The 14,230-nt window shown below is 62.7% G+C and carries 15 protein-coding genes and 1 pseudogene; 11 read left to right on the top strand and 5 right to left on the bottom strand.

Annotated elements, in window-relative coordinates:
• Positions 1 to 76: 76 nt before the first annotated feature.
• Positions 77 to 610: a CPBP family glutamic-type intramembrane protease gene (locus tag NKH01_RS24545; protein WP_023721061.1), complete on the bottom strand. Its 534-nt coding sequence runs from the start codon at positions 608 to 610 to the stop codon at positions 77 to 79.
• Between the two features lie 358 nt (positions 611 to 968).
• Positions 969 to 2,827, bottom strand: a pseudogene (locus tag NKH01_RS24550) (ABC transporter ATP-binding protein).
• A gap of 370 nt (positions 2,828 to 3,197) precedes the next feature.
• Between NKH01_RS24550 and NKH01_RS24555 the strand changes: the two are divergent.
• Complete coding sequence (locus NKH01_RS24555; RefSeq protein WP_352483530.1) at positions 3,198 to 3,785, top strand: YqaA family protein; 588 nt, start codon at positions 3,198 to 3,200, stop codon at positions 3,783 to 3,785.
• Between the two features lie 29 nt (positions 3,786 to 3,814).
• Positions 3,815 to 4,333, top strand: a complete 519-nt coding sequence (locus NKH01_RS24560; RefSeq protein ID WP_023721064.1) for a disulfide bond formation protein B — start codon at positions 3,815 to 3,817, stop codon at positions 4,331 to 4,333.
• A 230-nt stretch (positions 4,334 to 4,563) separates the two neighbouring features.
• On the opposite strand, the gene NKH01_RS24565 is transcribed toward NKH01_RS24560, so the two are convergent.
• On the bottom strand, positions 4,564 to 5,121 hold the full coding sequence (locus NKH01_RS24565; protein ID WP_023677956.1) for an HNH endonuclease: 558 nt from the start codon (positions 5,119 to 5,121) through the stop codon (positions 4,564 to 4,566).
• 129 nt (positions 5,122 to 5,250) lie between these two features.
• Positions 5,251 to 5,892 (bottom strand): DNA-3-methyladenine glycosylase family protein, encoded by a 642-nt coding sequence (locus NKH01_RS24570; RefSeq protein WP_353022836.1) that lies wholly within the window; start codon positions 5,890 to 5,892, stop codon positions 5,251 to 5,253.
• A gap of 122 nt (positions 5,893 to 6,014) precedes the next feature.
• On the opposite strand from NKH01_RS24570, the gene gluQRS reads away from it, so the two are divergent.
• On the top strand, positions 6,015 to 6,890 hold the full coding sequence (gluQRS, locus tag NKH01_RS24575) for a tRNA glutamyl-Q(34) synthetase GluQRS (RefSeq protein WP_352495608.1): 876 nt from the start codon (positions 6,015 to 6,017) through the stop codon (positions 6,888 to 6,890).
• Positions 6,891 to 7,035: 145 nt separating this feature from the next.
• The gene (locus NKH01_RS24580; protein WP_352483529.1) at positions 7,036 to 7,926 is read left to right on the top strand and encodes a DMT family transporter; all 891 of its coding nucleotides are present in this window, start codon (positions 7,036 to 7,038) and stop codon (positions 7,924 to 7,926) included.
• Here the strand turns inward: NKH01_RS24580 and NKH01_RS24585 are convergent.
• A complete protein-coding gene (locus NKH01_RS24585; RefSeq protein ID WP_031194564.1) occupies positions 7,893 to 8,747 on the bottom strand; it encodes a YihY/virulence factor BrkB family protein in 855 nt (284 codons plus the stop codon). The genes NKH01_RS24580 and NKH01_RS24585 overlap by 34 nt on opposite strands.
• Before the next feature lie 57 nt (positions 8,748 to 8,804).
• Between NKH01_RS24585 and NKH01_RS24590 the strand changes: the two genes are divergently transcribed.
• The 7 genes from NKH01_RS24590 to NKH01_RS24620 all read left to right on the top strand — a co-directional run bounded on the left by NKH01_RS24590 (position 8,805) and on the right by NKH01_RS24620 (position 14,230).
• On the top strand, positions 8,805 to 9,671 hold the full coding sequence (locus NKH01_RS24590; RefSeq protein ID WP_352641408.1) for an SDR family oxidoreductase: 867 nt from the start codon (positions 8,805 to 8,807) through the stop codon (positions 9,669 to 9,671).
• Between the two features lie 24 nt (positions 9,672 to 9,695).
• Positions 9,696 to 9,887, top strand: coding sequence for a twin transmembrane helix small protein (locus NKH01_RS24595; RefSeq protein ID WP_023677950.1), 192 nt, complete (start codon positions 9,696 to 9,698; stop codon positions 9,885 to 9,887).
• A gap of 29 nt (positions 9,888 to 9,916) precedes the next feature.
• Positions 9,917 to 10,498, top strand: a complete 582-nt coding sequence (locus NKH01_RS24600; RefSeq protein WP_352847596.1) for a cob(I)yrinic acid a,c-diamide adenosyltransferase — start codon at positions 9,917 to 9,919, stop codon at positions 10,496 to 10,498.
• 25 nt (positions 10,499 to 10,523) lie between these two features.
• The gene (locus NKH01_RS24605) at positions 10,524 to 11,327 is read left to right on the top strand and encodes a rhomboid family intramembrane serine protease (RefSeq protein WP_353022839.1); all 804 of its coding nucleotides are present in this window, start codon (positions 10,524 to 10,526) and stop codon (positions 11,325 to 11,327) included.
• A gap of 209 nt (positions 11,328 to 11,536) precedes the next feature.
• A complete protein-coding gene (locus tag NKH01_RS24610; protein ID WP_023677947.1) occupies positions 11,537 to 12,286 on the top strand; it encodes an electron transfer flavoprotein subunit beta/FixA family protein in 750 nt (249 codons plus the stop codon).
• A gap of 21 nt (positions 12,287 to 12,307) precedes the next feature.
• Complete coding sequence (locus tag NKH01_RS24615; RefSeq protein WP_352817710.1) at positions 12,308 to 13,237, top strand: electron transfer flavoprotein subunit alpha/FixB family protein; 930 nt, start codon at positions 12,308 to 12,310, stop codon at positions 13,235 to 13,237.
• Between the two features lie 114 nt (positions 13,238 to 13,351).
• Positions 13,352 to 14,230 carry a 3-hydroxybutyryl-CoA dehydrogenase gene (locus tag NKH01_RS24620; RefSeq protein ID WP_023721073.1) on the top strand — a complete coding sequence of 293 codons (879 nt, stop codon included), beginning with the start codon at positions 13,352 to 13,354 and terminating at the stop codon, positions 14,228 to 14,230.

Raw genomic sequence — 14,230 nt, forward strand, 5'->3', positions numbered from 1 at the left:
GCCCAAGCCCAGGCTTTCGATTTCGTCGATCGGAGGCTTCGGTCCATAGTGGGCATCTCAGCCCGTTTGAACCCTTCTACCTCAACAGCGGCCACAGAATGCCGATGAATGCTGACACCCCATCCATGAGCCAATGCGCCGTCGCCAGCGGCAGGATGCGGCGCACGCGCAGGTACACGAGGGTGATGAATGTCGAATGGGCGATAGGCGCCAAGAGCCGGTAGAGCATAAAGTGTGGGTCGAACGTCAGCGGCATCACGGCGTGCTGAAACGACCAGGAAAACGCTACGACGGCAACGGCAAATCCCGTGCTTCCCGACAAGACTTGGAAACGCGGCAGAAGATAGCCGTTATAGGTGGTCTGCTCCGTAATGCCCCAGACCAACGGAAAGATCAGCACCCCGTAAAGCGCAGGCAAGAGCGGCAAAGGTCCGTATATTTGCAGTGCATCAGGGTTGCCGTAGACCAACAGGCTGCTGGCGATGATCCCACCGTAGATGAAAACGAGGCTCGGGAGGATGAGCGCGACCCCCAACAACAGATCGCGCCCCAAGCGTTTGCGATCGAAGCTGATAAAATCGAGCAGCGTGATGCCCTCGCGCCCGTGCAAGCCACCACAGGAGACCAAGGCAGCCCGCGTCGATCAAACTGCCGTATGCCGGCAGCCAAGCCCCTGCGTCGCGCCAGGGCGTTGCCGAACCGTGCGCTGCATAAATGGCCGCAACCAGGCCCTGCGCGGCAACAGCGAACGCCGAGCGCGCGAACAACATCAAGGCGGGGCCGGACCATGTCAGCACGCCGGCAGATCGCCGCTCGAGAATGGCGGCACGGGAGTTCGGGACTGTGGCTTCGCTCATGATCGGCTTCCGAACGCTACGGTGGAAACGAGTTCAGCCAATTCCGGTTTCTGGAGTGAAAGCAGAATGTGTCGAGCCGGCCGTGAGCAAAACATCATCACCGAGGGCGGCTCACATCTCCTCGATGGCGTCGGCAATGTAGCCGCCGGTCTGACGCTTCCACAGTCGGGCATAGAGCCCGTCGCGTTCCAACAGCGCCGATGGTTTTCCCTCCTCGACGATGCGGCCTTTGTCGAGGACGACGATCCGGTCCATCCTGGCAATGGTCGACAGGCGATGGGCGATGGCGATCACGGTCTTGCCCTCCATCAGAACCGCGAGCTTGGACTGGACCGCCGCCTCGGCTTCGCTGTCCAGTGCGGACGTCGCCTCATCGAGAACCAGGATTGGCGCATCCTTGAGCAACACCCGGGCGATCGCGACGCGTTGGCGCTGGCCGCCGGAAAGCTTCACGCCGCGATCGCCGACGAAAGCGTCGTAGCGGGTGCGGCCTTCAGCATCTCTGAGATCGGCGATGAAGCCGTCGGCCTCGGCCAGCATCGCGGCGTGCTCCAACGCCTCCGGCGGGGCATCGGGCCGGCCGTAGCGGATGTTGTCGCCGACGGAGCGATGCAGCAGCGAGACGTCCGGGTGACGACGCCGATGCTCTCCCGAAGGCTGGCCTGGGTCACGCTGCGGAGATCCTGTCCATCGATCAGGATCGCGCCGCCCTTCAGCTCGAAGAACCTTAGGAGCAGGCTGACAAGGGTCGACTTGCCGGCCCCGGAGAGGCCGACGAGCCCGACCTTCTCGCCTGCGCGCACGGTGAGCGACAGGTCTTCGATCACCCTTTGGCCCTCGCGGTATTCGAACTGGATGTTCTTGAACTCGACTTCGCCGGCCGTGACGTCGAGCGGGTTGGCGTTCGGCGCGTCTTTTATAGTCGGCGGCGTCGTCACGACCGGCATTGCGTCGCGGATGGTGCCCACCGCCTGGAAAATCTGCTGGCCCATCTGCAGGAAGGCACGGGAGTTGGCATTGAGCCGCTGAACGATGGCGATCGATGCGGCGAACTGGCCAATCGTGACAAAGCCGGCGACAAATCCCCAGAGCCCTATGGCAACGTTGGTGAGAAAGAGCGCAACATTGAGCAGGACGACGCCCATGTCGGTCGTCAGATAGATGCGCCTTTCGCGCTGCTGGGTCTCGATGGCGTTTTCCATGACGGTGCGCATTGCGCCAGCCTCGCTGTCTTCCGCCGCAAACAGCTTGACCATCTGGATGTTGCTGTAGAGGTCGGTCATGGCGCCGACAACAAGGCTGCGCCCCCGCGCCGAGCGGCGCGAGCGTTCGGAATATTGGGGCACCGCCACCACCGCAATGGCGATGTTGGCGGCGATCCAGACGAACACCGGAAGCGCCAGCGGCCAGGATAACGCGCCAAGCAGAACGAGCGAACCGACGAGCTGCACCAGAAACAGCGGTATTCTGTAAAAGGCCACGACGATCTGCTGCTGCACGGCGGATGCGACTTGCGAAATGCGCGACGCAACCTGACCTGCGAAGAGATTGTGGAAGAAGGCAAGGTCCTGGCGTTCCACCGCCTTGTGGCCCTGCCATTGCATCGCCGCCGGCATGCATACGGCCACCGTCTGCGAGTTCAGCGCATTGCCCAGGAAGATGAGCAACGGCAGCACGGGGAAAACCAGCACGCCGAGCACGACCAGCGTCGGCCAGTCCTCGTGCAGGAAAACCGCCGCGCCCTTCGCGCTCACCCCGTCGACGACGAACGAGGCCCCCCAGATCGTCGCAAGGTTGATCCCCTCGATCGCCATCATCAAGACGGTAATGGCCGCAAGAGTGCCGCGGAACATCCTCGCGAAATGCAGGAGCAGCGCAAACGGCCCGCTCGCTGGCAGCGGCCCGGGTGGAATATCCAGCGGACGGATGAGCGTCTCAAAGGGGCGGTAAATGAAATCGGAGAACGTCATGGCGGCGCAAAGGGCGGATGGAAAGACAGGATGTGACAAAAATCGCCGTATTTAAACACGGATCGTGTTCGACGGGAAAACCCACGATTTATTAGATATTGCCTTGACGCATTTCAGGCGGGCAGGTGCTCGATGCCATGGCCTGGTCGTCAACTGGCCAAATCCCGACATCTGGGCTCGCTCAAGCCTCAGCCTTTCGATTTCGTGAAGCAGCTGCCATTGTGCAGCGCGGAAAATCTTTCTAGACAGGCGGCGCATGTCATTGAAGCGCACCTTGTCCGACGAGATTGATACGGCGCGCTTCCAAGTCTTGTTTGTACATGTCGTGACCCAAGACCACTACCGGTTTGGGCGTGCATTAGGAGTGCCGATGCTTCGCGGACTTTACGACTGGACCTTGTCGCTGGCGGCCAGCAAATCGGCCGAATGGTGGCTGGCCTTCATCGCCTTCGTCGAGAGCTCGGTGTTCCTGGTGCCGGCCGACGTGCTCTATCTGCCGATGGCGCTTTCGCGGCCGGATCGCGCCTATCGTTACGCGCTGGTCGCCACCGTCGCCTCGGTGCTGGGCGGCATCGCCGGCTGGTTCATCGGGCACTACGCCTATGACGCGGTGGCGCGGCCGATCCTCGAATTTTACGGCAAATATGACGAGTTCGAGGCGATGCGCGTCTCGTCGGGTGTTGGCTTCATCATCCTGATGCTGGTCACCTCCGGCCTCGCCCATCTGCCGCCGATCAAGGTGGTGACAATCCTGTCCGGCGTCATCGGCGTTCCTTTGCTGCTGTTCATCGTGCTGGCAATCGTTGCGCGCGGAGCTCGCTTCCTGTTTCTCGCCTGGCTCTTGCGCCGCTATGGCGAGCCGATCCGCCACTTCATCGAAAAGCGCCTTGGCCACATTGCGGGCGCCGGCGCCGCTGCCCTGATTTTGCTCTATATCGTCGTCAAATACGCCGTCTGAACGGCATCGAACCGAATGGACTGAGTCCGATGACAGCGACCGTGAATGCCGATACCGGACGCCAGCGGCTGCGCACCGCCCTGTTCCTCGCCGTCGCCATGGCCGCCACAGTCGGCTCGGCGCTGGCCTTCCAGTATGTTGGCGGCTACATCCCTTGCAAGCTCTGCCTCGAGCAGCGCACCCCTTACTATGTCGGCGTGCCCTTGATGCTGCTGGCGGTGCTTGCGTCGGCCCTTAAGGCGCCCGCCTGGATAAGCCGTGGCCTGCTGGCCATTGGCGGCCTGCTGATGCTCTACGGCCTCTATCTCAGCGTTTATCACTCCGGCGTCGAATGGGCGTGGTGGCCGGGCCCGACCGATTGCACCGCAGCCGCCGGACCGGTGGACACCGGCGGCAAGGGCGTGCTCGACGCGCTCGACAAATTCGTCCCGCCCTCCTGCGACAAGGCGGCGCTCCGCATCCTCGGCCTGTCCTTGGCCGGCTGGAACGCCATCGCCAGCTTTGTCCTGGCAGTCGTAGCCTTCCGCAGCGCCTTTGCCCGCGATTGAGCGGTTCACCCTTGCGCCGACGCGAGATTATTCAAGAATTCGGCAGGCTGAGTCGTATCAAGTGATTATCGAGAACCGGAGCGGAGCGTACTAAAGTACGTGAGCACCGGCCTACGCCAGCCGTAGCCTTAACTACCACACCACGACCGCTCATAAATGCTTCGGCCGGCGAAGGCCGGAAGCGCAGAAAATCGCTTCAGACGGCCAGCCTCCCGAATTATCGGATGATCTCAAGGCTCCAGTTCGACATCCCAGTACAGATAATCCATCCAGCTTTCGTGCAGATGGTTGGGCGGGAACAGCCGGCCGTTATTATGCAAATCATGCACCGTCGGCTGGTAGGGCTTCTGCAGCGGCCACATCTTGGCGTGGGCCGGCATCATGCCGCCCTTCCTCAGATTGCAGGGCGAGCAGGCAGCGACGACATTCTCCCAGGTCGTGGCGCCGCCGCGATGGCGCGGAATGACATGGTCGAACGTCAGATCGTCCGGCGTGCCGCAATATTGGCACTGGAAACGGTCGCGCAGGAAGACGTTGAACCGGGTAAACGCCGGATGCCTCGACGGCTTCACGTAGGCCTTCAGGCTGACGACACTCGGCAGCTTCATCGAAAAGGTCGGCGAAGAGACGGCGTGTTCGTATTCGGCGACGATGTTCACCCTCTCGAGGAACACCGCCTTGATGGCATCCTGCCAGGACCAGAGCGACAGGGGGTAATAGCTGAGCGGACGGTAATCCGCATTCAGCACCAGCGCTGGAAGCCCATCCGGAGATACGGCAACCGTCACGTCGTTGACCTCCTTCACCCTAGAACCGGTCGACGCGGATACTGTAAGCCCGACATGACAGGGATGTGAAGCGGATTGTCGATCATGCCGGGTCTCAAAAACGCATGATTTCAATGCTTTTTTGCGGATTCAGGCCGGAGGCGCGGCATCCCTGCCCTTCAATTCGCGACAATAAGCCCAGAAAAGCCGCGATGCGACACCGCGCCACGGGCTCCATGATTCGGCAAGCCGGATCAGCATTTTCTCCGGCGGACGCGGCTCGATGCCGAGTGCATGGCCGACCGCGCTCTGCAACGCAACATCGCGCGCCGGAAAGATATCTGGGTGTCCGGCGGCAAACAAAAGGTAGACTTCAGCCGTCCACGGGCCGATGCCCGGCACCTTGGTCATGGCAGCGATCGCTACCGTCGCATCGAGTTGGCAGAGGTGATCGAGGTCGAGCCCGTCGGCCACCGCCTGGGCCACGGCAATCAGGCCGCGCTGCTTGGGCCGCGACAGCCCGGCCTCGCGGAAGACCGCCTCATCGGCGGCTAGTATCGCCTGTGGCGTCAGCGGATCGAGCAGTTTCGTCAGCCGGCCGAAGATCGCATCGGCGCTCGCGCGGGACACTTGTTGCGAAACGACGATCGAGGCAAGGCTTCTGAAGCCCGGCTCCGACAGCCTGAGCGGCACCTCGCCGGCCATGCCGCGCACCTTGTCCAGGCGCGGATCGAGCAGGCACAGCGCGTCCAGCCCTTGCGCAATGTCGTCGAGACTGGCGATGCGTTGCATGTCTGCTTGTTCCAAAATCAAAAGTGCCGCACGCTCCGTTGCGCGCCCCTCTGGACGCGCGACGCTGCCGGCGCAAAGTAGCAATTGGCGAAACTGCCGCACAACCCGATTGCCGCCGGACAATGACACTGCTGACATTCCGCTTCGCGCCGAGCCCGAATGGCGAATTGCATCTCGGCCACGCCTATTCGGCGCTGCTCAACCAGAAAATGGCCAAGGCGGCGGGCGGACGCCTGCTGCTGCGCATCGAGGACATCGACACGACACGCTGCACGCCGGAATTCGAGGCGGGCATTTTTCGCGACCTGAAATGGTTGGGGCTTGGCTGGGAGGAACCGGTGCGCCGCCAGTCCGAGCACTTTGCCGAATATCGGGCTATGCTCGAGCGGCTGATCGAGGAAGAGCTTGTCTATCCAGCCTTCATGAGCAGAAGTGAGATCCGCGCCTTCATCACCGACAGCGAAAAGCGCGGCCGCGACTGGCCTCGCGACCCGGACGGCGTGCCGCTCTATCCCGCCGCCGACAAGGCGCTGCCGGCGAGCGAGCGTAAGCGGCGCATCGTCGAAGGTGCACCATTTGCCTGGCGGCTAGACGTCGATGCGGCAATGGCGCGGGTCGGCAGGGACCTGACATGGGCCGAATACACGGACGAGACGCTCTCCGAGGCGCGTCGTGTCGAAGCCCATCCGCAGGATTGGGGCGACGTGGTCGTGGCGCGCCGCGAAATCCCGACCAGCTATCACCTCGCGGTCACCATGGACGACGCGCTGCAGGGCGTCAGCCATGTCGTGCGCGGCCAGGACCTTTATTCCGCGACCAGCGTGCAGCGGCTGCTTCAGCAACTGCTTGGCCTGCCGCAGCCGGCCTATTTTCACCATCGCCTGATCCTCGGCCCGGATGGACGAAAACTGTCGAAGAGTCTTGGCGATACCGGCCTTGCCGCCCAGCGTAAGGCGGGCGCCTCGCCCGACGATGTCAGGCGGCTGGTCGGTCTTTAGACCGGTGAGCCGACGGCCATCAACGGCGCTCCTTCAATTCAAATGACTCTATGGATCAACCGTTTGGTTTTGCTTGCCGGCCCGAACGGCATTAAGCAATCGCCGCAGTCGATCCCTCACCCGAATTCACCGCGGCCTCCAGAAAATGCACAGCCTCAAGCGGTTCATCCCCGCCTCTTTCGTCGTCCTGTGGGCGACCGGCTTCATCGGCGCGCGCTATGCCATGCCGTGGGCGGAGCCTTTTACTTTCCTGGCTGCGCGCTTTGTCCTGGCCGCAATCTTGCTTGTCGCGTTGATGGCCGCGCTTGGTTCGAGCCGCGCCACCCGCGACGAGGCGCTGCACGCGGCCGGCGCCGGCATCCTGATGCATGGGGTCTATCTCGGCGGCGTGTTCTGGGCCATCCACCGGGGCATGCCCGCAGGGCTTTCAGCCCTGATCGTCGGCCTGCAGCCGCTGATCACGGCAGTGCTCGCCGGCCGGCTTCTGGGCGAGGCCATCCTGCCGCGTCACTGGGCCGGTCTCGGCCTCGGGTTGATCGGCGTGGTAATCGTGCTCTGGCCGAAGCTCGGCGCGCTCGGCGGCGGCGTGACCGCCGAAACATTGGGCGCCTCGCTGGTCTCCGTACTCGGCATGAGCGCCGGCACGATCTGGCAGAAGCGTTTCGCCTCCGGCGGCGATCTGGTGGCTGCCACGTTCTGGCAATATGTCGGCGGCGCATCGGTGATGGCTCTGGCCTCGCTCGCCTTCGAGACCCGAACGGTGATCGTCAACGGCGAACTGATCTTCGCCACGGCCTGGCTCGTGCTGGTGCTGTCGATCGGTGCCATCTTCCTGTTGATGGTAATGATCCGCGACGGCGAGATGTCGAAGGTCGCCTCGCTGTTTTACCTCGTGCCGGCCGTCACCGCGGTCATCGCCTGGGCATTGTTCGGCGAGCAATTGAGCCCGCTCCAGATCGCCGGCATGGCGATCGCGACGCTCGGCGTCGGGCTGGCGACGGCTCAGCCACCGACGCGGGCGCGCGCCTCCAAATAGCGGCTGATCGCGGCGTTGAGCTCGCCGCCGAGGATGAAGATCGCCGAGACGATGTAGAGGAAGACAACGGCGATCATGATCGAGGCGAGGCCGGCATAGGTCGTCACATAGGACGAGAAATGGTCGAGATAGGCGGCGAAGATGGTCGACCCGATGAGCCAGCCGACCAGCGTGAAGATAATGCCAGGCACGATCGAAACGAACCGGCGCTTGCCGGCCGGCAACCAGAAATGCACGGCGAACAGGCCGCCGATGATGACGACCGAGGCGATGACGTAACGCCAGAGGGTGATCGTGCCCATATAGGGTTTTATCCATTCAAGATGAGATTCGGCCAGCCGCGCCAGCAACGGCGCAAAGACCAGCAGCACGCTGATCGCCAAAAACCCGGCCGTCGCGATCAGCACGAAGATGATGCTCTGCACCCGCCGGTAGATGATGCCGCGCGTTTCTGAGACACGATAGGCGCGGTTGAGCGAGGTGCGCAGCGCCTCGATGCCGTTCGAGGCGAAGTATCCGGCAAGCACGATACCGTAGGTCAACAGGTCGCTGCGCCGGACGGTAAGCACGTTGAGCACTTCGCGCGCGATCGGTTTGGCGATCTGCTCGGGCCATGTGTCGAACACAAGGTGCACGGCGGTGTCGGCGAAAGCCTGCGCGCCGAAAAAACTCGCCAGCGTCGTGGCGAAGATCAGGAAAGGAAAAAGCGCCATCAGCGCGGTGATCGCCAGATGGCTGGCCATTGCCCAGCCGTCGTCGGTGTTGAAATGGCCGAGCGCGTCGTAGAGCACGCGTTTGAGGGCTACGATCTTCCGCAACAAGAACCGCGTTCCCTTCGATTGTCCCGACGCCGCGAATATGGGAAGGGTTTGCGGCAAATGACAACCCTCGGTCAAACCACCATTCCTCCCGAAGAAGAGTTGCGCACCATCATTGTCACCGGTGCCTCTTCCGGAATAGGCGCCTATTGCGCCCATGCTCTTAAGAAGGAAGGCTGGCGGGTGTTCGCAACGGCCCGAAAGCCGGAAGATATCGCTACGCTCGAGGCCGACGGCATCGAGGCCTTTTATCTGGACTACACCGAGCCCGGATCGATCGAGGCGCTGGTGGCGTCGGTGCTGGAGCGGACCGGCGGCCGGCTCGATGCCCTTTTCAACAACGGCGCCTACGGGCAGCCCGGTGCCGTCGAGGACCTGCCGATCGAAGCTTTGCGGCAGCAGTTCGAGGCCAATGTCTTTGGCTGGCACGATCTCACTCGCCGTGTCGTACCGGTGATGCGCCGCCAGGGCCATGGTCGTCTCGTTCATTGCTCATCGATCCTCGGCCTCGCGCCGCTGCCTTTCCGTGGCGCTTACTCGGCATCGAAGCACGCCGTCGAGGGGCTGATGCTGTCCCTCTATCAAGAACTGCTCGGCAGCGGCATCCATGTTTCGCTGATCGAGCCGGGGGCGGTGAAATCGAAGATCGCCAGCAACAGCCTCCCCTGGTTCCTTGCGAACATCGATCACGAGAACTCAGTCCATCGCCTCGCCTATGCTGTGCAACTCAAACGGCTGCGGGCCGGCGGCAGCACATCGCGGCTGAAGCCCGGGCCGGAGGTGGTTTATGCCGCCTTGCGCCATGCGCTTCTGTCGCGGCGCCCGCGCCCGCATTATGTGGTAACTGTGCCGGCCAGGATCGGCGCGATCCTTAAACGCATCCTGCCGTCTTCGGTACTCTATCGTCTGCTCGCCAAACGCGCCTGAACGCAATCCAACCTGGAACACACCATGGCAACCGTCTTCAACATCCTCGCCGTTCTCGTTATGGTCGCCGTGGTGATCGTGCTGATCCGCGGCCTCATCAACATGATGCGCGGCGGCTCCAGCATGACCTCCAACAAGCTGATGCAGACGCGCGTGCTGTTGCAGTTCGTGGCCTTGGTGCTGATCATGCTGGCGGTGTATTTCACCCGTAAGTGACGCACCGGCCACCAGCCGGGAGGTAACCCGTGGTCAAGCTCAACAAGATCTACACGCGCACCGGCGACGATGGCACCACCGGCCTCGGCTCTGGTGAGCGGCGGCTGAAATCCGACCTTCGCATTGACGCCTACGGCACGGTTGACGAGGCAAATGCCTGCATCGGCATGGCTCGCATCCATACAGCGGCGGTAAATCCGGCGATCGATGCGATGCTCGGCCGCATCCAGAACGATCTTTTCGATCTCGGCGCCGATCTGGCAGTCCCCGATAATGGCAAGCCGCTCGACTACGAGCCGCTGCGCATCATCGCCTCGCAGACCGAGCGCATCGAACAGGACATCGACCTCCTCAACAAGGACCTTGAGCCGCTAAAATCCTTCGTACTCAACGGCGGTACGCCGGCCGCCGCCGCCCTTCACCTCGCCCGCACGGTGGCCCGCCGCGCCGAGCGCATCATGGTGGCGCTGTCGCAAGATCCAGACGAGCACGTCAATCGCGAGGCGATAAGATACATCAACCGGGTCTCGGACTTTCTGTTCGTCGCCGCACGCGCGGTCAATGACAATGGAAATGCCGACGTGCTATGGATTCCCGGCAAGAACCGCTGAATCCGCCGGAAGCGGGAGAGGCCCGATGTTCATTCCGCTCTACGACACCAACCGGCTGCGGCACATCAAGCTGCAATATGTGACGATCAGCCTGATCGCGCTCAATGTGTTGATCTATTTTGTAACAACACTTGGCGGCGAGGACTTCGCCAACGCCGCGGTATTGGGCCTCGGCTTCATCCCGTCGGTTGTGCATGACAGCGTCGAGCTCGCTCCGCAATTTGTCGTCATTCCGGAGAGCCTGAGCTATCTGACCTATTCCTTCCTGCACGCGGATATCTTCCACCTCGGCGGCAACATGCTGTTCCTGTGGGTGTTCGGCGACAATGTCGAGGATGCGCTCGGCCATGTCCGCTATCTCGTCTTCTACCTGCTTTGCGCCATTGCCGGCGCTTTCTTCCAGGGCTTGGTGGCCTGGGATTCGGAAGTGCCGCTGATCGGCGCGTCGGGCGCCATCGCCGGCGTCGTCGCCGCCTATCTGATCCTTTATCCGCGTGTGAAGGTATGGGTGCTGGTCTTCGCCCGCATCCCGTTGCGCATCCCGGCCTTCATCCCGCTCATCCTGTGGATCCTGTTCCAGATCTTCATGTTTGCCCAGGGTGGCGAGGACCAGGTCTCCTGGGCCTGCCACATCGGCGGCATCATCGCCGGAGCCGTGCTGGTGCTTGTCTTGCGCAGCCGCGGCGTGCCGCTACTCGCCGGCGCAGACGAGGAGCCGGCCGTGGTCGCCGGTCCGGTGCCCGTAGCCGTGGAGCCGGAGCCAAGCGACCCACAACCTGCGCAGCCGGCGCCGCGCTGGGGCCGGGGAAGCGTTTCCGGTCCGGACTGAACCGATTTGAGTGCTTTCGCCGAGGATCCGAGTGCACCCGGGATATTGACGGGCGGGGTCGCCGCAACTACGGAAGCGCCACCCTACTGGCGTGGCGAAGACCAGAATTCCGTCCGGAATGTCGGCTTTCGACAACTCTGAAGAGGTGCACGCTGCTATAGCGCGCCCGGCGAGCGTGAAGAGACTATCGTGAAAGAGGTGACAGGCAAATGAAGATCCTTGTGCCCGTGAAGCGGGTTGTGGATGCGAACGTCAAGGTCCGGGTGAAGGCGGACGGTTCGGCGGTGGAACTCGCCAACGTCAAAATGGCGATGAACCCGTTCGACGAGATCGCGGTGGAAGAGGCGATCCGGCTGAAGGAAGCTGGCAAGGCCGAAGAGATCATCGTCGTGTCGATCGGGCCGCAGCAGGCACAGGAGACCTTGCGCACGGCGCTCGCCATGGGCGCCGACCGCGCCATCCTGGTCAAGACCGACGAGCAGACTGAGCCGCTGGGCGTCGCCAAGGTGCTGAAGGGGGTCGTAGAGGCAGAACAGCCCGGCCTGGTCATTCTCGGCAAGCAGGCGATCGACGACGATTCCAACCAGACCGGCCAGATGCTGGCCGCACTTCTCGGCTGGGCGCAGGGCACCTTCGCCTCCAAGATCGTGCTCGACGGTGACAAGGCCACGGTGACGCGCGAGGTCGATGGCGGCCTGCAGACGCTGGAACTGAAGATGCCGGCAATCGTCACGGCCGATTTGCGGCTGAACCAGCCACGCTATGCGTCGCTGCCGAACATCATGAAGGCCAAGAAGAAGCCGCTCGACGAGAAGAGCCCTGCCGACTACGGCGCCGACGTCAAGCCGCGGCTGAAAGTGATCAAGACCGAGGAGCCGGGCGGCCGCAAGGCGGGCGTCAAGGTCAAGAGCGTCGCCGAACTGGTGGACAAGCTGAAAAACGAAGCCGGCGTGCTGTAAGGCCAGGAAGGGACAACAAAAATGACAATTCTTCTGATTGCCGAACACGACAACGCGGCGCTTTCCGACCAGACTGCCAAGGCGCTTTCGGCGGCGCTGCAGATCGGTTCGGACGTGCATGTGCTGGTTGCCGGCAAGGGCGCCAAGCCGGCAGCGGACGCCGCCGCCAAGCTCAAGGGCGTCACCAAGGTGCTGCTCGCCGACGCCGACGAACTGACCGAGCGTCTCGCCGAACCGCTGGCGGCGCTCGTCATTTCGCTTGCTGAGCCATACGACACGATCATTGCGCCGGCGACCTCGTCGGGCAAGAACGTCTCGCCGCGCGTCGCGGCCCTGCTCGATGTCGCCCAGATATCGGAAATCATCGAAGTCGTGTCGCCCGACACCTTCAAGCGACCGATCTATGCCGGCAACGCCATCCAGACCGTGCAGTCGAGCGACGCCAAGAAGGTCATCACCGTGCGCACTGCTTCCTTTCAGGCAGCACCCGAGGGCGGTTCCGCGCCGGTCGAGACGGTTCAGGCGGCAGCCAATCCCGGCCTGTCGATTTTTGTCGAAAACAAGCTGTCCGAGACCGACCGTCCGGAGCTGACCTCGGCCAGGATCATCATTTCGGGCGGCCGTGCGCTGGGCTCCTCCGAGAAGTTCCAGGAGGTCATCCTGCCGGTCGCAGACAAGCTCGGTGCGGCTGTCGGCGCATCTCGCGCCGCGGTCGATGCCGGCTATGCGCCGAACGACTGGCAGGTCGGCCAGACCGGCAAGGTGGTGGCGCCCGATCTCTATATTGCCGTCGGCATCTCCGGCGCCATCCAGCACCTTGCCGGCATGAAGGATTCAAAGGTCATCGTCGCCATCAACAAGGACGAGGAAGCGCCGATCTTCCAAGTCGCCGACTACGGCCTCGTCGGCGACCTCTTCGTCATTCTGCCGGAACTGCAAAAGGCGCTTTGACGCCCTCTGCCAAAGCGTATTAAATTCTGCGGGGTGGGGTAGACGAAGTCGCCCCGCCCTTTTAGTTTGCACTGCACAAAAAGCAGGCCGCAAAGGCCTTGACGGGATCGGGTAATGAGCAAGATCGAGACGATCGGCATCATCGGCGCGGGCCAGATGGGTGGCGGCATCGCCCATGTATCGGCGCTGGCGGGCTACAAGGTGCTGGTTTACGACATTTCGCCCGACCGCATCGAAAAGGGCATTGCTACGGTCAGCGGCAACATGGCCCGTCAGGTCGGCTCCGGCAAACTTGAGGAAAAGCTGCGCAACGAGGCGATGGCGCGCATTTCCGCCGCGCCGGCCATGGCCGACCTTGCGGGCGCCGATCTGGTGATCGAAGCGGCGACCGAAGACGAGACAGTCAAACGCAAGATCTATGCTCAGCTCTGCCCGCAACTCAACCCCGAGGCCATCCTGGCGACGAACACCTCGTCGATCTCGATCACCCGGCTGGCTTCGCAGACCGACCGCCCGGAACGCTTCATCGGCATACATTTCATGAACCCGGTTCCGGTGATGAAGCTGGTCGAGCTGGTGCGCGGCATCGCCACCGAGGACCAGACCTTCGAGGCAGCAAAAACCTATGTGAAGCAGCTCGACAAGACGATCACCGTCTCGGAGGATTTCCCGGCCTTCATCGTCAACCGCATCCTGCTGCCGATGATCAACGAGGCGATCTACACGCTCTATGAAGGTGTCGGCTCGGTCGACGCCATCGATACCGCCATGAAGCTCGGCGCCAACCATCCGATGGGGCCGCTGCAGCTTGCCGACTTCATCGGGCTGGATACCTGCTTGTCGATCATGCAGGTGCTGCATGACGGCCTGTCGGATTCGAAATACCGCCCCTGCCCGCTGCTGGTCAAATATGTCGAGGCCGGTTGGCTCGGCCGCAAGACCGGGCGCGGCTTCTACGACTATCGCGGCGAGCATCCCGTTCCGACGCGCTGA

This window comes from Mesorhizobium sp. M1403 (assembly GCF_040317695.1).
Classification (GTDB): domain Bacteria; phylum Pseudomonadota; class Alphaproteobacteria; order Rhizobiales; family Rhizobiaceae; genus Mesorhizobium.